The sequence below is a fragment of the Methylorubrum aminovorans genome, from assembly GCF_022179725.1.
Lineage (GTDB): Bacteria > Pseudomonadota > Alphaproteobacteria > Rhizobiales > Beijerinckiaceae > Methylobacterium > Methylobacterium aminovorans.
In genome coordinates this window covers 237,609-258,912 of record NZ_BPRC01000003.1, presented here as the reverse complement: position 1 = coordinate 258,912, position 21,304 = coordinate 237,609, and the positions used below count along the sequence as shown (strand labels likewise).

The 21,304-nt window shown below is 70.5% G+C and carries 19 protein-coding genes; 9 read left to right on the top strand and 10 right to left on the bottom strand.

Annotation, left to right across the window (positions count from 1 at the left end; translation table 11 throughout):
- Window positions 1–83 precede the first annotated feature (83 nt).
- Window positions 84–1,343, top strand: coding sequence for an MFS transporter (locus tag MFF24_RS07625; protein WP_238223669.1), 1,260 nt, complete (start codon window positions 84–86; stop codon window positions 1,341–1,343).
- Between the two features lie 80 nt (window positions 1,344–1,423).
- Here MFF24_RS07625 and MFF24_RS07620 read toward each other — a convergent pair whose 3' ends face one another.
- Window positions 1,424–2,182, bottom strand: a complete 759-nt coding sequence (locus MFF24_RS07620) for a ComF family protein (protein ID WP_238223668.1) — start codon at window positions 2,180–2,182, stop codon at window positions 1,424–1,426.
- Between the two features lie 29 nt (window positions 2,183–2,211).
- Window positions 2,212–2,439, bottom strand: a complete 228-nt coding sequence (locus MFF24_RS07615; RefSeq protein WP_108942737.1) for a hypothetical protein — start codon at window positions 2,437–2,439, stop codon at window positions 2,212–2,214.
- A 196-nt stretch (window positions 2,440–2,635) separates the two neighbouring features.
- On the opposite strand from MFF24_RS07615, the gene MFF24_RS07610 reads away from it, so the two are divergent.
- Window positions 2,636–3,529: a methyltransferase domain-containing protein gene (locus tag MFF24_RS07610; protein WP_238223666.1), complete on the top strand. Its 894-nt coding sequence runs from the start codon at window positions 2,636–2,638 to the stop codon at window positions 3,527–3,529.
- A complete protein-coding gene (locus tag MFF24_RS07605) occupies window positions 3,526–3,882 on the top strand; it encodes a DUF427 domain-containing protein (RefSeq protein ID WP_238223664.1) in 357 nt (118 codons plus the stop codon). Before MFF24_RS07610 ends, MFF24_RS07605 begins: the two co-directional genes overlap by 4 nt.
- Window positions 3,883–4,112: 230 nt before the next feature.
- Here MFF24_RS07605 and MFF24_RS07600 read toward each other — a convergent pair whose 3' ends face one another.
- Genes MFF24_RS07600 through argJ form a run of 4 tightly spaced genes read right to left on the bottom strand, consistent with a single transcriptional unit; the run spans window position 4,113 to window position 8,066 of the window.
- Entirely contained in the window at window positions 4,113–5,657 is a 1,545-nt protein-coding gene (locus tag MFF24_RS07600; protein WP_238223662.1) for a DUF6880 family protein, read from the bottom strand.
- A gap of 32 nt (window positions 5,658–5,689) precedes the next feature.
- On the bottom strand, window positions 5,690–6,106 hold the full coding sequence (locus MFF24_RS07595) for a (deoxy)nucleoside triphosphate pyrophosphohydrolase (protein WP_238223653.1): 417 nt from the start codon (window positions 6,104–6,106) through the stop codon (window positions 5,690–5,692).
- Window positions 6,103–6,825 carry an SIMPL domain-containing protein gene (locus tag MFF24_RS07590; RefSeq protein WP_238223652.1) on the bottom strand — a complete coding sequence of 241 codons (723 nt, stop codon included), beginning with the start codon at window positions 6,823–6,825 and terminating at the stop codon, window positions 6,103–6,105. Before MFF24_RS07590 ends, MFF24_RS07595 begins: the two co-directional genes overlap by 4 nt.
- Window positions 6,822–8,066 (bottom strand): bifunctional glutamate N-acetyltransferase/amino-acid acetyltransferase ArgJ, encoded by a 1,245-nt coding sequence (gene argJ, locus MFF24_RS07585; RefSeq protein ID WP_238223650.1) that lies wholly within the window; start codon window positions 8,064–8,066, stop codon window positions 6,822–6,824. The genes MFF24_RS07590 and argJ overlap by 4 nt, the downstream gene beginning before the upstream one ends.
- Before the next feature lie 417 nt (window positions 8,067–8,483).
- Here argJ and MFF24_RS07580 point away from each other — a divergent pair, with 417 nt between their 5' ends.
- On the top strand, window positions 8,484–8,951 hold the full coding sequence (locus MFF24_RS07580; protein ID WP_238223648.1) for a response regulator: 468 nt from the start codon (window positions 8,484–8,486) through the stop codon (window positions 8,949–8,951).
- Between the two features lie 92 nt (window positions 8,952–9,043).
- A complete protein-coding gene (locus tag MFF24_RS07575; protein ID WP_238223647.1) occupies window positions 9,044–9,610 on the top strand; it encodes a glutathione peroxidase in 567 nt (188 codons plus the stop codon).
- Window positions 9,611–9,638: 28 nt separating this feature from the next.
- On the opposite strand, the gene MFF24_RS07570 is transcribed toward MFF24_RS07575, so the two are convergent.
- Complete coding sequence (locus MFF24_RS07570; RefSeq protein WP_238223646.1) at window positions 9,639–9,863, bottom strand: hypothetical protein; 225 nt, start codon at window positions 9,861–9,863, stop codon at window positions 9,639–9,641.
- A gap of 110 nt (window positions 9,864–9,973) precedes the next feature.
- On the opposite strand from MFF24_RS07570, the gene MFF24_RS07565 reads away from it, so the two are divergent.
- Together MFF24_RS07565 and MFF24_RS07560 are read left to right on the top strand one after the other, a co-directional pair.
- The gene (locus tag MFF24_RS07565) at window positions 9,974–10,201 is read left to right on the top strand and encodes a hypothetical protein (protein WP_238223645.1); all 228 of its coding nucleotides are present in this window, start codon (window positions 9,974–9,976) and stop codon (window positions 10,199–10,201) included.
- Window positions 10,202–10,291: 90 nt separating this feature from the next.
- Complete coding sequence (locus tag MFF24_RS07560; protein WP_238223644.1) at window positions 10,292–10,534, top strand: DUF2188 domain-containing protein; 243 nt, start codon at window positions 10,292–10,294, stop codon at window positions 10,532–10,534.
- A 4-nt stretch (window positions 10,535–10,538) separates the two neighbouring features.
- Here the strand turns inward: MFF24_RS07560 and putA are convergent, their stop codons facing one another.
- From putA to MFF24_RS07545, 3 genes are all read right to left on the bottom strand, one after another.
- Window positions 10,539–13,631, bottom strand: a complete 3,093-nt coding sequence (putA, locus tag MFF24_RS07555; RefSeq protein WP_238223643.1) for a bifunctional proline dehydrogenase/L-glutamate gamma-semialdehyde dehydrogenase PutA — start codon at window positions 13,629–13,631, stop codon at window positions 10,539–10,541.
- Between the two features lie 136 nt (window positions 13,632–13,767).
- Complete coding sequence (locus tag MFF24_RS07550; RefSeq protein WP_238223642.1) at window positions 13,768–17,295, bottom strand: AsmA family protein; 3,528 nt, start codon at window positions 17,293–17,295, stop codon at window positions 13,768–13,770.
- Between the two features lie 159 nt (window positions 17,296–17,454).
- Window positions 17,455–17,694 carry a hypothetical protein gene (locus tag MFF24_RS07545; protein WP_238223640.1) on the bottom strand — a complete coding sequence of 80 codons (240 nt, stop codon included), beginning with the start codon at window positions 17,692–17,694 and terminating at the stop codon, window positions 17,455–17,457.
- 115 nt (window positions 17,695–17,809) lie between these two features.
- On the opposite strand from MFF24_RS07545, the gene MFF24_RS07540 reads away from it, so the two are divergent.
- Together MFF24_RS07540 and MFF24_RS07535 are read left to right on the top strand one after the other, a co-directional pair.
- Window positions 17,810–20,179: an ATP-dependent helicase gene (locus MFF24_RS07540; protein ID WP_133089750.1), complete on the top strand. Its 2,370-nt coding sequence runs from the start codon at window positions 17,810–17,812 to the stop codon at window positions 20,177–20,179.
- Between the two features lie 372 nt (window positions 20,180–20,551).
- A complete protein-coding gene (locus MFF24_RS07535; protein ID WP_108938480.1) occupies window positions 20,552–21,268 on the top strand; it encodes a PhoH family protein in 717 nt (238 codons plus the stop codon).
- Window positions 21,269–21,304: the final 36 nt, after the last annotated feature.

Sequence of the window (21,304 nt, the reverse complement as noted above, 5' to 3'; positions counted from 1 at the left end):
GTGTCCGGACACACTCTCCCGCATGAACGGCCCCGCACGGCGCTTCGCCGGACGGCAGGTCTTCGAGCCCAACGAGAACGCCGATGGCTTCCTTCAAGACCGTGATGAAGTCGGGCCACCCCCCGACCCTGTTCGCCGCGTTCCTCTATTTCGACTTCTGCTTCGCGATCTGGGTGCTCAACGGCGCCATGGGTCCGTTCATCACCGAGACCTACGGGCTCAGCCCGGCCCAGACCGGCTTCATGATCTCGCTGCCGATCCTGGCCGGCGCGATCATGCGCTTCCCGCTCGGCATCCTGGCCCAGTATATCGGCCGCAAGAACGCGGCGCTGACTGAGATGGGCGTCATCGTGCTCGCGATGGCCTACGGCTTCTTCTTCGTCTCCTCCTACAACGACGTGCTCGCCATGGGCGTGCTGCTCGGCATCGCCGGCGCCTCCTTCGGCGTGGCGCTTTCGCTAGGCTCGGGCTGGTTTCCGCCGGAGCACAAGGGACTCGCCATGGGCATCGCCGGTGCCGGCAATTCCGGCACCGTGCTCGCCGTGCTGTTCGCCCCGCCGCTGGCCCAGGCCTTCGGCTGGCAGGCGGTCTACGGCTTCGCCGGCCTCGTTATGATCGTGCCGATCCTGGTGATGATCTTTCTCGCCAAGGAGCCGCCGGACTGCCACGGCCAGACCTTCAAGGAGCACGTCTCCTGCCTGTTCACCAAGGACGGCTGGGCCTTCTCGCTGATCTACGTCATCACCTTCGGCGGCTTCATCGGCCTCTCGAACTTCCTGCCGACCTTCTTCTACGAGCAGTTCTCGGTCACCAAGGTCGAGGCCGGGCGCCTGACGATGCTCGCCGCCCTGATGGGGTCGGGCATCCGCATCGTCGGCGGCTACTACGCCGACCGGATGGGCGGCATCCTCGTCCTCTCCCTGGTGCTGCTGGCCGCGATCGGCTCCTTCCTGGCGCTGACCGCCACGCCCTCGCTGGCCGTGACGACGCTGCTGTTCATGCTGTGCTTCGCCGCGCTCGGCGCCGGCAACGGCGCGCTGTTCCAGCTCGTGCCCTTGCGCTGGCCCACCAACACCGCCGTCGCCGGCTCGATGATCGGCGAGGTCGGGGCGCTCGGCGGCGCCATCCTGCCGAACGTGATGGGCTTCTCGAAGCAATATACCGGCGGCTTCGCCTCGGGCTTCGTGATCTATGCCCTGTTCACGGCCCTCGTGCTGGGCTGCCTGTTCCTGTGGCAGCGCAAGTGGGTCGGAGCCTGGGTCGGGCCCCGCGGAAAGGTGCTCGACCAGCCGACCGAGGCGCAGGTTCGAGCCACCGGCCGGATGGAACCGGCAAACGCCTGAGAGGCGCCGCACCGAAATGTCGTCGGACGGGGGCCCTCGCGGCCCCCGTTCCCGTTTCGGACGGTCGCAGCTGGACGGGCTCAGAGCCCGTCCCGCGTCACCGTGGCGAAGGTCAGCAGATCGACGCTCGCCGCGCCCGCGCGCAACAGCGCGCGGGCAGCGGCGTTGCCGGTCGCGCCCGTGGTCGCCACGTCATCGATGAGAACGAGGCGCCGGCCGATGATACGCGCGCGCCCCGCGTCCGTGACGCGAAAGGCGCCCTGAAGATTCTCGGCGCGCTGGCGGCGCGTCAGTCCGACCTGAGGCCGGGTCGCCTTCACGCGGGCCAGCGCCCGCAAGTCGCAGGACTTGCCGCTCTGCCGCCCGATCTCGCGCGCCAGCAGAGCCGATTGATTGAAGCGCCGTCGCCAGAGGCGCAGGCCGTGCAGGGGGACCGGCACGATGAGGTCGGCCTCGTCGAGCAATTCGCTGCCGGCCGCAGCCATCATGCGCGCCATGGTCCGGCCGAGATCGAGACGGTCGCTGAACTTGAGGCGGTGAACGAGATCGCGCGCCGTGCCGTCATAGACGGCGACCGCTCGGGCGCGTCCGAAGACCGGGGGTTCGGCGAGGGCGCCGGGGGAGATCAGGCTGCCTACGCCAAGGTCGAGAGCGAAGGGTGTGCCGAGCCGTTCGCAATAAGGGCGCTCGATCAGGCGCAGTCCGCTCCAGCAGGCGGCGCAGAGAGCGTGGGGCTGTCCGGTGGCCGCCCCGCAGGCGATGCAGGTCGGTGGATAGATCAGGCCGATGGCAGTCGCGGCGAGGCGACGCAGGCCTGAATCGAGGGCGGATCCCACCATCCGCGGTCGAGCGGTTCGAGAGGGCGCCGTCAGCGCACCGGGGTGACTTGGTCGCTCTGCCGCGCCGCCTTGTCTTTCTTGTTCGCCTCGTGGCGTCCGATGGCGCATCCCGCAGCGGCACCGACGACGCCATGTCCGGCCATGTGCCCCGCAATTCCGCCCACCGCGGCGCCCTTCAGGCAGCCCTTCGCTTCCGCCGCGCCGGCCATGGCGACGGCGGCAAGGATCAGCGCGGCGCGGATCAGGATCCGTGTCATCTTCAACCTCCTCGATCGACGAGCAAAAACGGAAAGGCCTCGATTCCGTTCCGGGTCATTTCGCCGCCGAAGGATCGCGCGTCCGACCGGTTGACGAAACCGCTCCATTCCCGTGTGACGGAGCCATCTCGGCGCGCGGTCCGGACCGGGAATGTGCCCTGGCCGCAGCGCGCTCGAAGCCCCATCTGCCTATCCGATGAACGAGTCACCTCCCCTGTTTGATCCCGCTCTGATCCGCAGTCGCATCGCGCGTGCGCGGGAGGCGGGTTATGCCGGCTTCCTCGTGGAACGGGTCGCAGAAGATCTGGAGGATCGTCTCGCGGCGGTGACGCGCTCCTTCACCCTCGGCCTCGATCTCGGCACGCCTGTGCCAGCGCTGACGGAACGGCTGCGGGCGAGCGGCCGGGTCGGGCGGATGATCCGCCTCAGCCCCACCGCCGAACCGGGCGGATCGGTGGTCGGTGATCCCGAATTGCTGCCGTTCGGCGCAGGCGCCGGGTTCGATCTCGCCGTGTCGGCGCTCTCGCTTCAGCACGTCAACGATCTGCCCGGCGCTCTGCTGCAACTGCGTCGGGCGCTCAAGCCCGACGGCCTTCTGCTCGCCGGGCTCCTTGGCGGCGCGACACTCACCGAGCTGCGCCAAGCCTTCCTCCAGGCTGAGAGCGAGACGGAGGGCGGCGTGAGTCCACGCGTGGCCCCCTTCGCCGAATTGCGCGACCTCGGCGGCCTACTCCAGAGGGCGGGGTTCGCCTTGCCAGTGGTGGATGCCGACACGGTCACCGTCCGCTACGGCGACCCCTTCTCGCTGATGCGCGACCTGCGCGCCATGGGCCTAGCCAACGCCCTGCACGATCGCCGCCGCACGCCGCTGCGGCGGGCGACGCTGATGCGGGCCGCCGCGATCTACGCCGAGCGCTTCTCCGATCCCGATGGACGGCTGCGGGCGACCTTCGAGATCCTGTGGCTGTCCGGCTGGGCGCCGCACGAGAGCCAGCAGAAGCCGCTGCGGCCCGGCAGCGCGAAGACGCGGCTTGCCGACGCCCTCGGCGCTGCCGAGCACCGGCTGCCAGTCGATGGGGAGACGTCATGAAGGAGCCCGGCCCCGCCCATCCGATCACCATCACGCCCCATCCCGGTCCCGTCCGGGTTCGGCGCGAAGGGCGCGTGATTGCCGAGACACGGCGGGCGCTGGAACTGCGGGAAGCCGGTTACGCGCCCGTTCTGTACATTCCCCGCGAAGATCTCGCCGCGGGCGTGCTCGTCCCCAATCCGCGGCGGAGCTTCTGTCCCTACAAGGGCGAGGCCTTCTATTTCGATCTCTCGGCCGGCGGACCGTCCAGCGCGGCGGCAGCGTGGTCCTACGAGAATCCGTTTCCGGCAGTCGCTCGCATCCGCGGCCATGTCGCATTCTATCCGGACCGGGTCGAAGCGATCGAGTCGTAGGGCTCGGCTCGATCTCCTCGCCATGGCGGAGGCGACACCGAGGCCCTCAATCGGCTTCGGTCTGATACGGTTTCCGCTTGATCGCTTCGGTGTCTCTTCGTCATTGCGAGGCGAAGCCGTGGCAATCCAGGGCTCCGCACTTTCCGAAGATGTCGAGATCTGGATCGCTTCGGCTTCGCCTCGCGAGGACGCCGCCGGGCAGAAACCGAAGCGATCAACCGGATTGGGTCTCACCCCGCCAGTTGGGACCAGAACCCGCTCTTGCGCCCGTGCGCCTTGCGAAGCTGCGCCACGTAATCCGCGTGGCTCGGCGCGAGGTCGCCCGGCGCCAGTTCCCGCGCCAATTCGCCGAGGCGTGTCAGGTGACGGGCGCCGTGGCCGTAGGCGGGCGAGCGGCCGCGATCGAGGATGTCGTCGATGAGTGCGCGGTAGAGCACGCTCGCCGCCAGCGGATGGTCCGGCTCCAGCGCCTCGGCGGCCGGCGCGAGCAATTCCCAGATCCGGCCCGACCACTCGCTGCGCCGGTCGAGCACCAGCCGCGCGGCGCGGTCCAGGTTCGGCCAGCGCACCAGGAAGTAGAGGCCGCCATGCGGATCCTTGAGGCTCGCGGCATGGGCGAAGGCGCGCTCCAGCGCCTCCTCGTCCTCGAAATCCGGCAGGCGGGCGAGGTAGTCGCGCAGGGCCTGCGGATCGAGGCTCTTCTCGAAGCGCGTCCAACGCAGTCCCTGCGCCTCGTCCTTGCGGCCCAGCGCGTCGAGGATGCGGATCTCCACGGCTTCGCGCTCGCGCTCCGGGCCCTGCGAATCGTGGCCGCCGGCGAGCAGATCCTCGCGGGTCATCACCACCACGCCGCGCTTCTGCTCGCGGCGGATCCAGTCGAGGGCTTCCGCGGCGCGGCCCGAAGCGAGCAGCCGCTCCGCCACGGCGACGCGGTCGGGCCGCTCGGGCGACATCTCGAGTTCGAGGGCGATGAAGGCGTCAGCGTCACCGCGGGCATCGGCAATGACCTGACGCAGACGGTTCAAGCTGAGGCGGTGATAGCGGCGCTCCCATTCCTGTCCGGCCATCTCGAAGGCGGCCGGGCCGGACTTCTTCTTGGGGTGGGCGGGCAGCGCGGCGAGGGCTTCGACCAGCCGCGCATCGAGCGGTTCGAGCGCCGCCTTCGGCAGCTTCGGCAGGAGATCGATCAGGAGCGCACCGACGAGGCCGAAACCGTCGCGGTCGAGCCCCTCAACGGCGCGGGTCGCGAAGCCGAGCGCGGCTTGCGCCGGGAGTTCCGCCGCGAGACCGGCGGCGGCTTCCGCCGCGGCTTCGTAGATGCCGTGTACCTGCCCGCTGGAATCGTCGACGCGCTCCAGGGTCACATCGGCGCTGCGGAGGAAGCGCAGCAGCCGGTCGAGGGCCATCTCGGAATCGAGCGGCTTCAGGTCGGAGAGGACGGTCGCCAGCGTGGCGTCGAGATCGGCGGCAAAGGACCTGCGCTTCTGCCAGTCGATGTAGCCGCGCGCCTTTTCCAGCGCCGAAAGGCGGCGGTCGATCAGGGCGGCAACGCGGTCCGGCCCCTGAAGCGCGGCGAGTGCGGCGCTCACCCGCTTCTTGAAGGCGGCGCTCTGGCCGACCTCTTCGAGGATCAGGGCGATGAGCCGCTCCGGGCTGAGCGCCGCGAGACTCTCCGCCGTCGGCGTGGTGCTGCGGGATTTCTTGGGCGGCTTCGATTCCGCGGGCGTCTTCGCAGACGCCGCACTCTCGACCGCCGCCTTCGCCCGTCGCGCCATCGCGTCCGTCCCCCCTCCGCCCTCGGGCCCGGTCAGGGTCCGAGCAGATCGATCAGGAAGGGGATCAGCGGCAGGTCGGCCGGCGGCATCGGGAGGTCGCGCAAGGCCCCCGGACGCACCCAGCGGAGCGCCTGCGCCTCGCGTGATTGCGGAACCCCTTCCCAGCGCCGGCAGATGTAGAGCGGCATCAGCAGGTGGAAATACGGGTAGGCGTGGCTGGCGAAGGTGAGCGGCGCGAGGCAGGGCTCCTTCACGGCGATGCCGAGCTCCTCGGCGAGTTCGCGGATCAGCGTCTCCTCCGGTCGTTCGCCGGGCTCGATCTTTCCGCCGGGAAACTCCCAGAGGCCGGCCAGCGCCTTGCCCTCCGGGCGCTGCGCCATCAGCACCCGGCCATCCGTGTCGACGAGAGCCGCGGCGACGACGAGGACGAGCTTGACGGGCAAGCTCATCGGCCGATCGCGAAGACGGCGTCGACTTCGGCCGAGGTCTCGATCGAGCCGGCTTCCACCGGCACGGCGGTGCGGCCGCGCGGGGCCGGCGCCTTCATCGCCATGGCGTAGGGCATGGGCCGGGCCGACTCGGTCCGCGGGGGCGCGTCGATCGAGATCACCGTGCCGAGCTTGACGCCGGTCGCCTCGGCGATGCGCTCGGCCTGTGCCTTCGCGTCCTTCACGGCGGCAACCTGTACGGCGGCTTCCGCCGCCGCCGGGTCGCGCAGGCCGAAGCTGATCCCCTGGATCCGGTTGGCGCCGGAATCGAGGGTGCGCCGCATCAGTTCGCCAAGCTTGCCCATCTCGGCCAGCCGCACGCGCACGCGGTTGCTCGCAAGGTAGCCGTCCTCGCGCTCGGCGGTCGTGCCGTCGGACTGGCGGACGTTCTTGATGCGCGGCTGCAGGGTGATCGCGGAGGTGCCGATATCGGCCTCCGCCACACCCATCTCCTTGGCCGTCGCGACGATGCCCTTCGCTGCCTGACTCGCGGCATCGAGGGCGGCGGCCGGCGTCGCGCCGCGGCTCTCCACGCCGATCTCGACGGAGGCGAAATCCGGCGCAACCTCCTGCGAGGCGCGGCCGATCACCCGGATGCGGCCCAGCTCGTCATCGGCGGCGGCGGGTACAGTCGCGACGACGAGAAGCAGGAGGGCGCTTGCGCGCGCGAAGGACTTCACGAGCGGTAGTCTCCGTTGATGGCGACGTAGGCCTTGGTGAGATCGCAGGTCCAGACGCGGGCGCGGCCCTGGCCGAGGCCGAGATCGACGCGCACGGTGATCTCGGGCCGCCGCATCACGGCGCTAGCCGCTTCCTCGCTGTAATCGGGATCGCGGGCGCCCTGCACCGCGACACGCACGTCGCCGAACCAGATCGCCAGGCGGTCGCGGTCGGCGGGCTCGCCGGCCTTGCCCACGGCCATCACCACGCGGCCCCAGTTCGCATCCTCGCCGGCCACCGCCGTCTTCACCAGCGGTGAGTTGGCGATCGACATGGCGATGCGGTGGGCGGATGCGTCGCTCTCTGCACCCTCGACCTCGACGGTCACGAGCTTGTTGGCCCCCTCGCCGTCGCGGGCGACGAGCTGCGCCAGCTCGATCAGGAGGTCGTCGAGGGCGGCGCGAAAGCCGGCGAGCCGGGGATCGTCGGCGCGGGTGACGGCCGCGTTGCCCGCAGCACCGGTGGCGAAGAGCAGCAGCGTGTCGGAGGTGGAGGTGTCGCCGTCCACCGTCACGCAGTTGAACGAGGTCTTGGTGCCCTCGCTCAGAAGCGCCTGAAGCACGTCCTGCGGCAGCGCCGCGTCGGTGAAGGCGAAGGAGAGCATCGTCGCCATGTCGGGCGCGATCATGCCGGCGCCCTTGGCGATGCCGTTGATCGTCACCGGCACGCCGTCGATCTCGACCCGGCGGGTGGCGAGCTTCGGAAAGGTGTCGGTGGTCATGATCGCATGGGCTGCCTGCGCCCAGGCCTCGGCGCCGCTCTCGGCGCGGGCGGCGCAATCGGCCAGCACGCCCTCGAACTTGCGAGCATCGAGCGGCTCGCCGATCACGCCGGTGGAGGCGATCATCACAGCCTCGGGGGCGCAGGAGGCGGCCCGGCCGGCGATCTCGGCGGTCAGCGCCACCGCCTCGCGGCCCTTCAAGCCGGTGAACGCATTGGCGTTGCCCGAATTGACCACGAGCGCCCGCGCGCCCTTGCCGGCCTTCAGCGCGTCGCGGCACCAATCCACCGGCGCCGAAGGGCAGCGCGAGCGGGTGAACACGCCCGCAACCTGCGTCCCCTCGGCCAGAGCCACGTAGAGCACGTCGGTGCGGTTCTTGTAGCGGATGCCGGCCTGCGCCGTGGCGAGGCGCACGCCCGCGATGTCTGGCAGCGAGGGCGACACGGCCGGGGCCAGGGGGGAGATTTCGGTGGATGACATTGGTCGTCGGCTCCGTCTTGTACCCGTTCTCGCCCATTCGGCCGCGTCGGGAAGCGCGGCCTCGCACGCGGAGGCGACACGGGCATGAAGCTCAAGGTCGCGGGCCGCTGTCTTGCGCCCGTAAAGCGCCACGTCAACTCGCGGAGCATGGCCCGCGCGGGTGAAAGCCGCCACAGCCCTGCCGCTCGCCCAGGCGACCGCAGGAATCCTTCCTGATGCGCTCCTCCGCGGACCGGCATCCACCAAGGGCAGGCATGCTTCCGGCAAGTTCAAGACGCGGGGCACTCGCCGCACAACTTGCAATTTACAGGATGACGACCGGTCTCAACGAGTCTTGGAGGTGCGTCCCGGGCGGCGCATCGGGGGGCTGATCGCTGACCGGCGCTTGTATGCATTGTGCGATCTGCGTAACCTAGAATGATGCAGCGCACCCAAGATCGTGAGGACGCGACCATCACCCAGGCTTCCGTCCGTGCGGAGGGCCCGATCGGGGCAAGCGGCGCGCCGCGCAGTTGCTACGGCGTCCAAGTGCTGATCGCGGGGCGCCGCAAGCAGTGGCGCGACGAAATCAACGGGCAGATCCGCCGCGCGGGCTACAGCGCGATTACGGTCGATTCGGCCGTCGATGCCCTCACCGTGCTCGTGCTCGGACTTCCGGTCGACGTTCTCGTGACCGATGCCGAGTTGCACGGCTCTCTCGGGCTCAGCGAACTCGCCGCGGAGGCGCGGGCCTTGCGCCCGAACCTCGGCATCGTCGTCGCCTGCGACTCGGCCGTCCGCGATTGCGCCGACCTCGTGCCGGCGGACGCGCTGCTAGTGTCCAGCCCGAACGAGGAGGCGGTGGCCTCCTCGGTGCGCGAGGCGCTGGCCGCCCGCGCCATCTGAGACGCGCTTCGCCGCTTCAAATCCGCGACGATCGGGCTCGTACCCCGTGGACGGCCGCTTGTGGCAGCCTCCGGGGCGGAGGATTCAACGCCATGACGATTCGCCGCCGCGACTGCCTCGCCTTGCTCGCCGTTCTCGCGGCGGGCCGCGCAACGACCGACGCCCATGCCACCGAGGCTGGGCCGGCCGCCGCCTTCGCCTTTGACAAGCCGGAGGGTGGGAGCCTTCCGCTCGCGGCCTATGCCGGCAAGCCGGTGCTCGTCGTCAACACCGCCACCGCCTGCGGCTACGCCCCGCAATTTGCCGGCCTTCAGGGCCTCTGGACCCGGTTTGGCGAGCGCGGCCTGACGGTGATCGCAGTGCCCTCCCCCGATTTCGGCAACCAGGAGCCCCTCGACGGAACGGCGATCGCGGACGCCGCGCGAAAGAACCATGGCGTCACCTTCCCCGTCACCGACAAGACCCATGTCCGGGGGCCTGCCGCGCATCCCTTCTACCGCTGGGCGGCCGAGCAGAAGCCGGGGCAGAGCCCGCAATGGAACTTCCATAAATATCTGATCGGCCGCGACGGCACCCTGCGCGCCGCCTTCGCGACCCAGGTCGATCCCAGCGACCCGCGCATCGTCAGCGCGATCGTCGCGGAGCTGGGGCAGGCTTGATGCCGAATCCCTTCACCGTCTCTCGCGCTCAACGCCCCGGATTGTCGGCCGGCGGCAGCAGGCCTCGCCCGACCCGTTCCGACGGCAGCGGGCGCCGGGCACGCGGCGCCGGAAGGCGCCCGTCCCGCTCCACGGCGCGCGGCGGCGCAGACGGGTAGTTCGACGCAAACGGGTTTGGCGGCACGCCCTGGGCCGGGGCGGGCGAAGCCGCGAGGCAGAGGCCAACAACAGCGAAGACGGTGCTCAGACGCATCGGCGGTGAGATTCCGATCGGTGGCGACTCGCGCCTGAACGGGGCGCGTCCCCACATGCCACCGAGCCGCGTCATCATTGCGGCCGGAGAGCCGGGCCAGGGATCGAGCGATGGAACCGCACAGCTTCGAACAGGACGGCATCGTCTACGAGGTGAGCTTCGAGCGAACGCCGGACGGGTGGGTCGCCCGCATCCGGCCGGTAGACAGCGCGCAGGCGCATGTCGTCGCCTTCCCCGACGGCGTCGGCTTCGATCCGGACGATGTGCGCGGCTCGCTGATCGCCGGCTGCGAGGCTGCGGTCGCGCGGATTCCGCGCCGGGCGCCGACACGGCATTGAGGCCGCGAGGCGGAACCTCCGGCATCTCAATCGGTTCGGGCTCCAGATCGCGCGGGGAATGCGCGCCGGAAACGAACGGGATCTTTCGCGATGACCGAAGTGACCTACCACATCGTCGAGCACGATGGCGGCTTCGCCTACAAGGTCGGCGACGTCTTCTCCGAGCCCTTCCCGAGCCGGGAGGAGGCGCTTCAGGCCGCGCAGGCGGCGGCGGCCGAGCAGCAGGTGCCGGGCTCGACCGAGGGAATACGCTATCAGGACGGCCGTGGGCAGTGGCACGACGAGACCGCGCAGGGCAACGACCGTCCGGTGGCGCGGGTCGTGGAAGACTGAAGCCTCACCCGTCGAGGGTGATGAGCCCGACGCTGCCGCCCGCCGCCGCGGTGTTGACGGTCAGCGTCCGTTCGGTGGTGAAGCGGAAGAGATAATGCGGGCCGCCGGCCTTCGGGCCGGTGCCCGACAGGCCCGTGCCGCCGAAGGGCTGGCTCCCCACCACGGCGCCGATCATGTTGCGATTCACGTAGACGTTGCCGTGCGGCAGGGCCTCGGCGATCCGCTCCGCCGCCTCCTCGATGCGCGAGTGGATTCCGAGCGTGAGTCCGTAGCCGCCGGCCCGGATCTCCTCAATGACGCGGGTGAGGCTGTTTGCCGGGTAGCGGACCACGTGCAGGATCGGCCCGAACATCTCCTGCCGCAGATCGGCGACGGCGCCGATCTCGAAGATGTGCGGCGCCACGTACAATCCGCCCGGCGCCACCCCGGCGAAATGCGTACGCGCCGTGGCCTTCATCGCCGCAATATGTGCGTCGAGCCGCTTTTTCGCCTCGGCATCGATCACCAGCCCGAGATCGGTGGCGAGGTCGCGTGGATCGCCGATCGCGAGTTCTCGCGCGGCGCCCGCCACCGCCGCGATCATCCGGTCGGCAACGTCCTCCTGCACGACGAGCAGGCGCAGGGCCGAGCAGCGCTGGCCGGCGGACCGGAAGGCCGAGGTGACGACGTCGTCGGCCACCTGCTCGGGAAGCGCCGTGGCATCGACGATCATCGCATTGATGCCGCCGGTCTCGGCGATCAGCGGCAGGATCGCGCCGTCGCGGGCGGCGAGCGCCCGGTTGATCCGCTGCGCGGTGGCGGTCGAGCCGGTGAAGACGACGCCGGAGAGGGCCGGATGTCCGATCAACGCGGCGCCGATCTCGGGGCCGCCGGGCACGAGGTGCAGGGCACCGCTCGGAATGCCGGCCCCGTGCAGCAGACGCACGGCGAGGTCGGCCACCAGCGGCGTCTGCGGCGCGGGCTTGGCGACCACGGCGTTGCCGGCCATCAGCGCGGCGGCGACCTGCCCCGTGAAGATGGCGAGCGGAAAATTCCAGGGTGAGACCGCAACGAACACGCCCCGCCCGACGAGGCGCAGGCTGTTGACCTCGCCCGCGGGGCCGGGCAGACTCTGCGGCTCAGCGAAGAGATGGCGCCCCTGCGCCGCGTAATACCGTAGGAAGTCGATCGCCTCGCGCCACTCGGCCAGGGCATCATCGAGGGTCTTGCCGGCCTCGACTTGCAGCAGGTGCAGCAACCGACCCTTCTCCCGCCGGAAGGCCTCCGCCGCCCGCTCCAGGCAGCCCGCGCGCTCGGCAGCACACGTCCGCATCCAGCCGGGAAATCCGCGCGTCGCCGCCTCCATGGCGAGCGACGCGGTAGCGGAATCCGCCTCGATGACGCTGCCGATCACGCTCGCGTCGATCGGAGTGACCACCGGCCGGGCGCGACCGGTTCGGGGGGCGCCGTCGATGATCGGCGCGGCCTCGGCGGGGCCGGCGGCCCCGGCAACGGTATTGGTCAGCCGCCTCAGCGCGGCGCCGTCACCGAAGGCGAGCCCCGGCGAATTGCGCCGCTCGGACCCGAACAGGTCGCCTGGCAGCGGGATGCTGGGATGCCGGGCCTGGGAGGGCCTCGCCACCAGGTTCTGCGGCCGGGCGAGCAGTTCGGTAAGCGGCACGGCCGGGTCGGCGGCGCGGGCAACGAAGGAGGAATTCGCCCCGTTCTCGAGAAGCCGGCGAACGAGATAGGCGAGCAGCTCGCGATGGCCGCCGACCGGCGCGTAGACGCGCTGGCCGATGCCGGGGACCCGCTCGGCGAGCCGCTGGTAGAGCGCCTCGCCCATGCCGTGCAGGCGCTGGAACTCGAAACCGGCCTCCTCCCTGGCTGGAGCGTCGGCCAGCCCGGCAAGGCCGAGCACACTCGCCACCGTCAGCGCGTTGTGGGTCGCGAATTGCGGGTAGAGCTGCGGGCGGTGAGCCAGCAGCCGCCGGGCGGCGGCCAGATAGTTCAGGTCCGTCATCGCCTTGCGGGTGAAGACGGGATAATCGGCCGCCCCTTGCGTTTGGGCGAGCTTCACCTCGGTGTCCCAGTAGGCGCCCTTGACGAGTCGCACCATCAGCCGGCGGTCGTGCCGCTCGGCGAGCGCGGCGACGTGGTCGATCAGCGGAAGGCAGCGCTTCGAATAGGCTTGGATCGCCAGCCCGAACCCATCCCAACCCGCGAGCGCCGGATCAGCCAGCACCGCGGCGAAGACGTCGAGGGAGAGTTCGAGCCGCTCCGCCTCCTCGGCGTCGAGGGTGAGGTTGAGGTCGTGGGCGCGGGCCGCGCGGGCGAGATCGCGCACCACCGGCACCAGCTCGGCCATCACCCGCGCCGCCTGCGTGGGCGCGTAGCGCGGATGCAGCGCCGACAGCTTGACCGAGATGCCCGGCCGGGCCGGAAGGGGCGCGTTGCCGGCCTCCCGGCCGATCCGCGCGATGGCACGGGCATAGGCTTGGCGGTAGCTCTCCGCGTCCTCGGCGGTGCGGGCGCCCTCGCCCAACATGTCGAAGGAGTAGCGCGAGCGCCGGGCGCTACCGGAGCCGGCGCGCTTGAGCGCGGCGTCGATCTCTTCGGCCAGCACGAACTGCCCGCCCATCACCCGCATCGCCCGGTGGGCCGCCGCGCGCACGGCCGGGCGGCCGAGGCGGCGGACCATGCTCCCGAGGGTCGCCTCGGGCGTGTCCTGCGGGCCGACGAGGCGGGCACCGAGGCCGAGCGCCCAGGAGGCGGCGTGGGCGAGCCCGCTATCCGAGCGCACGGCGTGATGGGCGAAATCGCCCTCGCGCAGCTTGTCGGCGATCAGCCGGTCGGCGGTGGCCGCGTCGGGTACCCGCAGCAGAGCCTCGGCGAGGCTCATCAGCGCCAGCCCTTCGCGGGTCGTCAGGGCGTATTCCCGCAGCAGCGCCTCGACGGCGCCGTGGCCGGCATCCGCGCGGATCGCTTCGATCAGGTCCGAGGCGAGCCGATCGACCGCCGCCTCCGTGCCGGCCGGCAGCGCCGCTTCGCGCAGCAGGATTTCGGCGAGCGCCGCGTCGTCCGGAGCGTAGGGGGCGTCAAAACGAGGAGCGGACATGGAAGCCGTGGGATCGGTTGGAGAGAGTAGCACTCTCTCTGTCGTCCGATAGGCCGATTTCGTGCCCTGCGACGCCCGTGGAACGTGACCGCTTTTCGATGCGGGCGGAGATGGTCCCTCCTGCCCTGGCCGTCCGTTAGGGCCGGGCAGTGGGCGGGCTGATATCGAGCGGCTGCGCGTCCGGCGCGGGCGATGCCGGCTCGGCTTCCATGCGGGCGCGGCGGGCGGCCTCCTCCTCGGCCCGCTGACGGGCTTGGCGCGCCGCCTCCTCCGCCGCCTGCTGCGCCTTGATCCGGGCTAGGCGCGCCGCCTCCTCGGCGGCGGCGCGGGCACGGTCCATCTCGATGCGGGCGCGGCGGCGCTGGCGCTCGCTCTGGTCGGCGTCGAACAGCTCGATCTTCTCCAGCTCGCGCTGAAGCACGAGGGCGGCCAGACCCGTGGTCAGCGGCGCCACGTCGAGCCGCCGCTCGGGCGCCGCGAGCGAGCCGCCAAATCCGAGTTGGATCGCGGGCGCGGCGCCGGACCATCCTTTCGGCCCGGCCGCCGCCGTGAGGGCGCCGCGGGCGTCGAGGCTGCGGTTGCGCAGATCGACCTGGAGCGTGCCGTTCCAGCGTGCCGGGCCGAGATCGATCGTGAACGGACCCGTGCGCAGGGCGCCGCCCGACAGGGTGAAGGCGGCGGTGACCGGACCTTTCGCCTTGAGGGGGGCGGCCGCAAGCTCGTCCGACACGAGCGTCTGGAGCCGGCCCTCGCGCAGCGGATCGTCCTCGGCCAGGGCCTTACCGAGCGCCCGATCGAGGGCGCCCGCATCCGCACCGGGGAGCACGAGGTCGGCAAGCCGGATCTCGCCATTGCCCGAGAGGTCGTTGCCCAGGGCGGAGAAACTCACGCCCGTGGCGCCGAAGCGCAGGGCCGCCGAGAGCCGGCCGCCGATCGGCCCGGCCCCGATCAAACGGCTGAGATCGGCGCCGTCGAGGCTGCCCTCGCCCGACACCACCGCGGCACCCGTCGGCCGAGCCAGCGTGATGCTGCCGCTCAGCCGCCCGCCGGCGAGCCCGGCCGAGAGGTCGCGCAGGCTCAGCGCATCGCCCTCGCGCATCAGAATCAGGTTCGCTCCGTCGGCGATCAGGCCCCGGCCAAGATCGAGCTGGGCGATCCTGAGGCTGAGATCGACCCGCGGCTGGGCGGGCACCGGAGCGAAGCGACCACCGGCCTCGGTGGGAAGCACCGTCGCCGCAGCCAGTACCGACAGGGACAACCGGGTGAGGGTCGCGGTGCCGGTGAGCGCGCCGTCCGGGGCGCGGTCGAGGGCGGCGGTCAGATCGCTTCCCGCCACCTGCCCCGTGATATCGACATGCAGCGCCGTCTGCCGGCGCGACAGGTCGAGGCTGAGGGAGGCGGGAAGCGCTCCTTCCGCCGGCGCGGCGGCTCCGGCGAGGGCGAGGAAGGGCGCGAGGTCGGGCGAATGCAGCCGCACCGCGCCGCCCGTCGGGGGGCGATCGAGGCCGGCGAGCAGAATCGGGCGCGCGGTCGAGAGGACGAGGCCGGCGAGATCGCCCTCGACCTCGAGCGCGAGCGGCGCACCGTCCGGCCCAGTTCCGGCGGCCGGGCGGGCTCCGCTCAGCCGCAGGTGGCCGGGCCGGCGCAAGGCGGCGATGTCGTCACGGCCGAACCAGCGGCCGGTCTTCGGCGTCGTCAGCGTCGCGTCGAGCCGGTCGATCCGGCCGGAGCGCGTCAAGAGCGCGAGGTCGAGATCGCCCTCGCCGGCCTTACCCTTGGCGCGCGCCCGCAGCGCGTCCGCCTCGCCCGATTCCCGCTCCAGGGTCAGTTCGAGGGCCAGCCCGCTCTGGCGGACGCTCGCCGGCACGAAGCGGGCCTCGGGCAGGACGCCGCGCTCCAGCAGGGCGAGCAGCGGCGCGGCCTTGCCCGCCGTGACCCGGCCCTCGATCCGGCCCGAGCCGTCCGGCGCGATCCGCCCGGCGAGCTGAGCGCTCGCGCCTGCGAGGTCGGCGATGTCGAGGGTGTCGACGACGAGGCTGGCGCCGTCCGATTGCAGACTCACCGCGATGGTGCCGTTGCCGGAATGGGCGCCGGAGGGTCCGTAGCGCACGTCCCGCGCCTGCAGGGTCAGGCCGAGATCGTGCCGGTGCAGGCCGGACATCAGGTCGCCCAGCGGCGGCAGTTCGGCGATGTCGATGCCGCTGGCGGAGAGCTGCGCGTCGAAGCGTCCGCGCCCGTTCGCATCGGCCCGGACGTAGCGGGCATTGCCGGTGACGCGGGCCTCGCCCAGGGCCAGCCGCAGGTTGCGCAGCGAGAGGTCGCCGCCGGCCGCCGAGAGGTCGGTGCCGAGCTCGAACGCGCGTCCGTCGAGGATTGCCGCGACGCTCTGCTCAGCGCCGATGCGGCCGAGAAAGCGCCCAAGCCCCTCCGAGTTGCGCGCGGCCACATCCACATGGCCGGTGAAGCGGGGCGACCCGGACAGTTCGGCCTCGCCCGTGGCCGCAACGCTCGCCGCTCCCGGCGCGGTGCCCTCGAAGCGCCGCAATACGAGTCCGCCCGTGCGGTCGAAGGTGCCGCGAAAGGCGACGTTGGCCCAGTCGTCGAGGCCGAGCGCGACGCTCTCGGCGGCGATGTCGAGATCGAGGAGCATCGGCGGGGTCAGGGCACCCGAGGACAGCCCCTGCGCGATGAGTCCGCGACCGCCGCCGGAGAGCATCAGCCCGTCGAGATCGAGGCGGCGGGTCCGCAGCGTCAGGCCGAGCCGGGCCTCGCGTAGGTCGAGGCGGCCGCTGCCCGAAAGCCGCGCCGCCCTGCCGCCGGGATCGAGTTCGATCTCCACCGTCTTGGCCTGCGCCACGGGGCCGCGCGACTCGAACTTGGCCGCCAGCGTCAACGGCACCATCGCGCCGGCCGGCTGGACCGGCGGCCCGACGGTCAGCCGCGCCGCACCCTCTGCCTCCGGCACGAGGCCGCGATGGGTGGGGTCGCCGCCCGGCGCGTCCTCGGCGACGAAGGCGATGCGGGCGTCGAGTTCGAGGCGGGGCATGGTGTCGCCGCCGCCCGTGAGCTTCAGCGAGACGCTGCCGTCGCGGCCGGCGGTGCTGGTCGCGAGATGGAACGGGCTGCCCTTCGCCGTCCCCTCGGCCAGCCAGGGGCCGGCCAGCGCCGGAGCCCGCAGGCGCAGGTTCTCGGCCGCGAACTGCTCCTGTGCCGCCTCGCCCCTGCGCGCCGTGGCGAGGCTGAGGCGACGGATGCGCAGGTCGTCGATCGCGATGTCGCGGCGCAGGGTCTGCGGCTCGCGCGGCAGCAGCAGCGCCTCGTCGGAGACCGGCAGGGTGACCCGTGCCCGCTCGATCGTGGTCTGGACGAAGCGCACCTCGCCCTTGAGCAGCGGCGCCAGGGCGATCTCAGCATCGACGCTCTGCGCGTCGAGCGCCGGCCCATCCTCCGTACCGAGCCGCAGCCGGGCGAGCCGCAGATGCGGCGACGGCAGCAGGCGCAGGTCGATCGTGCCCTCGCTGCGGGCACCGGCGCCGAGGGACTCGCTCAGCGTGCGGTCGATCAGCGCGCGATGGCCCGACCAGTCGATGAAGGGCGGCACGGCCAGGGCCGCGACGAGAACCAGCACGACGGCGCCCGCGAGCGCGGTCAGGAAATCACGCACCGTTATCGCTTCCGCCTGGCCTGCGGGCCGCAGGGCTTCGTTCGCGGTTCACGTGCGTTCGATGGGCACAAGCCGGTCGAAGCGCGCGAAACCAAGCTCCTGCGGCCATAGCACAGGGCACGGCCCGCCCGCACCTCACGCTTAAGCTTGCGTTTTCCGTCAGCGCCGGATGCCGTAGGCGGGGCCGGCCGGGGGCGGGACGTTGAGCGGCGCCCGCTGGATCTGATTGCGGATCGCGCTGTTCTCCAGGGTCTGACGCTGTTCGAAGTTGCGGTTCTGGTTGCGGTACTCGAATCCCTCGTTCTGCCGGCTGGTGGCGCCGCGATTTCCGGGGCTCTGCGCGAAGGCGGGGGTCAGAGCGGCGAGCAGGGTCAGGAGGGCGAGCGACGGGGCGCGCATGGCCTCGTATCCTTCATCGGTGGCGGCTTCAGGCTTCCGAAGTGACGCATGAGGGGACCCGCCGGTTCCGGATCAGGTCTCGACGGCGTTCGCCTTTTGGTCCAGGGATGCGCGCATGATGCAAGAGCCAGACGCGATCCGGCCGCGCCCGTCCGACGACGATGCGCCGTCGGCCCCGACCTCCATCGCCGCCCGCGCCATGGCCGCCCTTCGGCCCGAGAGCGCGTCCTACCTCTCCGGCCTGAACCCGGAGCAGCGCCGCGCCGTGGAGGCCACTGAAGGCCCGGTGCTCGTGCTCGCGGGCGCGGGGACCGGCAAGACGCGGGTGCTGACGACGCGGATCGCCCACCTGATCGCCACGGGCAAGGCGCGGCCCTACGACATCCTCTCGGTGACCTTCACCAACAAGGCCGCCCGCGAGATGAAGCACCGCATCGGCGGGTTGATCGGCCCGGCGGGCGAAGGCATGCCCTGGCTCGGCACCTTCCACGCCATCGGCACCAAGATCCTGCGCCGCCACGCCGAACTGGTCGGCCTCAAATCCGACTTCACGATTCTGGGCACCGACGACCAGCTTCGCCTGATGAAGCAGGTCATCGCTGACCAGAACATCGACGAGAAGCGCTGGCCCGCCCGCTCACTGGCCCACACCATCGACGGCTGGAAGAACCGCGGTCTCGGGCCGGAGCAGGTGCCGCCGGGCGAGGCGCAGGCCTTCGCCTTCGGCAAGGGCGGGCAGCTCTACGCTGCCTACCAGGCCCGGCTTGCCACCCTCAACGCGGTCGATTTCGGTGATCTTCTGCTACTGTGCCTCAAGCTGTGGCGCGAGAACCCCGACATCCTGAGAAATTATCAGGATCGTTTTAAATATATCTTGGTCGACGAGTACCAGGATACCAACGTCGCGCAGTATCTCTGGCTGCGCCTGCTGGCGCAACTTCGGAAAAACGTCGCCTGCGTCGGCGACGACGATCAGTCGATCTACGGTTGGCGCGGCGCCGAGGTCGACAACATCCTGCGCTTCGAACACGATTTTCCCGGCGCGACGGTGGTGCGGCTGGAGCGCAACTACCGCTCGACCGGCCACATCCTCGCCGCCGCTTCTGGGCTGATCGCCAAGAACGAGGGGCGACTCGGCAAGACGCTGCGGACGGAGGACGAGAAGGGCGAGCCGGTCACCGTGACCGGCGCATGGGATTCGGAGGAAGAGGCGCGACAGGTCGCCGAATCGATCGAGTCGCTCCAACGCAAAGGGCATGCGCTGTCCGAGATCGCGGTGCTGGTGCGGATCTCGGCGCAGATGCGCGAGATCGAGGATCGCTTCGTTCAGGTCGGCCTGCCCTATCGCGTCATCGGCGGCCCGCGCTTCTACGAGCGGGCCGAGATCCGCGACGCGCTGGCCTACCTGCGCGTCACCATGAACGGCGCCGACGACCTCGCCTTCGAGCGCATCTTCAACACGCCCAAGCGCGGCCTGGGCGATGCCACGCTCCAGACCCTGCACGCCTATGCCCGCGCCGACCGCATTCCTCTGCTTGCCGCCGCGCGAAAGCTGATCGAGACCGACGAGTTGAAGCCCCGTGCCCGCTCGATGCTGCGCGGTCTCGTCGAAAGCTTTTCGCGCTGGGTGCGGCTGGTCGAGGCCAAGCCTCATCCGGAGGTCGCGCAGACGATTCTGGAGGAATCCGGCTACACCGAGATGTGGCAGAAGGACCGCTCGGCCGACGCCGCCGGGCGGCTCGAAAACCTCAAGGAATTCGTCCGTTCGATGGAGGAATTTCCCGACATGGCCGCCTTCCTCGAACACGTCTCACTGGTGATGGAAGCCTCCGAGGCGGAAGGCGCCGACCGTGTCTCACTGATGACGCTGCACGCCGCCAAGGGGCTGGAGTTTGACACGGTGTTCCTGCCCGGCTGGGAGGACGGCCTGTTTCCGAACCAGCGCGCCATCGACGAGAGCGGGCGGGCCGGCCTGGAGGAGGAGCGGCGGCTCGCCCATGTCGGGCTCACCCGCGCCCGCAAGCGCGCCAAGCTGTCCTTTGCCGTCAACCGGCGCATCCACGGCCTCTGGTCTTCGACCATCCCCTCGCGCTTCATCGACGAGCTGCCGCCCCAGGCCGTGGATGTGGTGGAGGCGCCCGCGCATTTCTCGGCCGGCGCCTCCCGCTTCGATCGCAACCCGGCCCCATTCGGCTCTTCCTACGGCACGCCGGGCTGGCAGCGGGCGCAGGCCAACACCTCCGGCGGATTCGGCGGGGGACTCGGGCAGGGACGCGGTGGCCGATCGGGCGGGCCACGAGAGATCGAAGGCGAGCTGATTGCCAAATCGACGGGCGCCCCGTCTTCTTTCGAGCATGGTCAACGGGTCTTCCACACCAAGTTCGGCCCCGGCACGGTCGCTGGCATCGACGGCAACAAGCTCACCGTTGACTTCGACAAGGCCGGCCGGAAGATGGTGCTCGACAGCTTCCTCCAGCCCGGTTGAAGCGTCCCGCCGGCGGCCTCCGCCGGCTGCGCCGCCGCCCCGGGAGGGCGACGCCCGCGATGGACCCTGTCAGGATCCGCCGGCAGCGCCAAGAGGCGCCTGGGTCATCGCTTCTTCTGAAAATCGTCACGCCCCCGTCGCGCGCGCTTGCAACCCTCGCAGGGCGAGCGAAGCGTTGCCGTAAAGCCGCGTTCCACAGCCTTCGCGTCGCGCCGTGGAACCGACTCATGGGGTTTGGCTTTGCTCTTGCGTCAAGATGAACGAAGATCGTGATTGTCTTCGCCGAATCGAAGAGGGAAGCGAATAGTCGAGATTGGTTGAGAAAGTCGAGTTCGCGAGAGTCACGCACGAGTCAAGGTGGAGTGTTGATCCATGAAGAGACGACGCGCACGGCTTGAACTGGTTGAGGACCGACCGATCCGGATGCATCGGACACGCTTCGACGAGGAACGTAACCCCGCACCGATCCAACCCCTGACGGATAAACAAGGTCAGTATCTCGACGCCCTCGCGTCATCTTCACAAGTCATTGTTCTCGGCCCGGCCGGCACGGGCAAGACTTTCATCGCCGGTACCCGCGCTGCCGATCTGCTTCGGCAGCGCCGGATCGCAAAAGTCGTGATTACCCGCCCCAACGTCCCCTCCGGCCGTTCGCTCGGCTTCTTTCCCGGCACGCTGGAAGAGAAGATCGCCCCCTGGGTCGCCCCCCTGACCGAGACCATGAAGGAGCGGATGGGCGCGGCCGCCTTCGATATCGCGGTGAAGGCCGGCGACATCGAGGTGGTGCCGTTCGAGGTGATGCGCGGGCGCACCTTCAAGAACTGCCTCGTGATCCTCGATGAGGCGCAGAACACCACCACGGCCGAAATCAAGATGTTCCTGACCCGCATCGGCGACGATTGCCAGGTCATTATCAACGGCGACGTCTCGCAGACCGATCTGCGCGAGACGTCCGGGCTTCGCACCGTGATCCACCTCGTGAAGAGCCGGATGATGGCGATCCCGATCGTCGAGTTTACCCTCGACGACATCGTCCGTTCCGGCATCTGCGCGGAATGGGTGCGGGCTTTCGAGGAAGAGCGTTTGTAGAGGGGCAAAAGCCTCGCATGGCGCCGACGACGAGGT

What these genes read in the sequence shown, in the direction of transcription:
- MFF24_RS07625 (WP_238223669.1), top strand. Translation starts at nt 84, where the DNA reads ATGGCTTCCTTCAAGACCGTGATGAAGTCGGGCCACCCCCCGACCCTG.
- MFF24_RS07620 (WP_238223668.1), bottom strand. Translation starts at nt 2,182, where the DNA reads ATGGTGGGATCCGCCCTCGATTCAGGCCTGCGTCGCCTCGCCGCGACT.
- MFF24_RS07615 (WP_108942737.1), bottom strand. Translation starts at nt 2,439, where the DNA reads ATGACACGGATCCTGATCCGCGCCGCGCTGATCCTTGCCGCCGTCGCC.
- MFF24_RS07610 (WP_238223666.1), top strand. Translation starts at nt 2,636, where the DNA reads ATGAACGAGTCACCTCCCCTGTTTGATCCCGCTCTGATCCGCAGTCGC.
- MFF24_RS07605 (WP_238223664.1), top strand. Translation starts at nt 3,526, where the DNA reads ATGAAGGAGCCCGGCCCCGCCCATCCGATCACCATCACGCCCCATCCC.
- MFF24_RS07600 (WP_238223662.1), bottom strand. Translation starts at nt 5,657, where the DNA reads ATGGCGCGACGGGCGAAGGCGGCGGTCGAGAGTGCGGCGTCTGCGAAG.
- MFF24_RS07595 (WP_238223653.1), bottom strand. Translation starts at nt 6,106, where the DNA reads ATGAGCTTGCCCGTCAAGCTCGTCCTCGTCGTCGCCGCGGCTCTCGTC.
- argJ (WP_238223650.1), bottom strand. Translation starts at nt 8,066, where the DNA reads ATGTCATCCACCGAAATCTCCCCCCTGGCCCCGGCCGTGTCGCCCTCG.
- MFF24_RS07580 (WP_238223648.1), top strand. Translation starts at nt 8,484, where the DNA reads ATGATGCAGCGCACCCAAGATCGTGAGGACGCGACCATCACCCAGGCT.
- MFF24_RS07575 (WP_238223647.1), top strand. Translation starts at nt 9,044, where the DNA reads ATGACGATTCGCCGCCGCGACTGCCTCGCCTTGCTCGCCGTTCTCGCG.
- MFF24_RS07570 (WP_238223646.1), bottom strand. Translation starts at nt 9,863, where the DNA reads ATGCGTCTGAGCACCGTCTTCGCTGTTGTTGGCCTCTGCCTCGCGGCT.
- MFF24_RS07565 (WP_238223645.1), top strand. Translation starts at nt 9,974, where the DNA reads ATGGAACCGCACAGCTTCGAACAGGACGGCATCGTCTACGAGGTGAGC.
- MFF24_RS07560 (WP_238223644.1), top strand. Translation starts at nt 10,292, where the DNA reads ATGACCGAAGTGACCTACCACATCGTCGAGCACGATGGCGGCTTCGCC.
- putA (WP_238223643.1), bottom strand. Translation starts at nt 13,631, where the DNA reads ATGTCCGCTCCTCGTTTTGACGCCCCCTACGCTCCGGACGACGCGGCG.
- MFF24_RS07545 (WP_238223640.1), bottom strand. Translation starts at nt 17,694, where the DNA reads ATGCGCGCCCCGTCGCTCGCCCTCCTGACCCTGCTCGCCGCTCTGACC.
- MFF24_RS07540 (WP_133089750.1), top strand. Translation starts at nt 17,810, where the DNA reads ATGATGCAAGAGCCAGACGCGATCCGGCCGCGCCCGTCCGACGACGAT.
- MFF24_RS07535 (WP_108938480.1), top strand. Translation starts at nt 20,552, where the DNA reads ATGAAGAGACGACGCGCACGGCTTGAACTGGTTGAGGACCGACCGATC.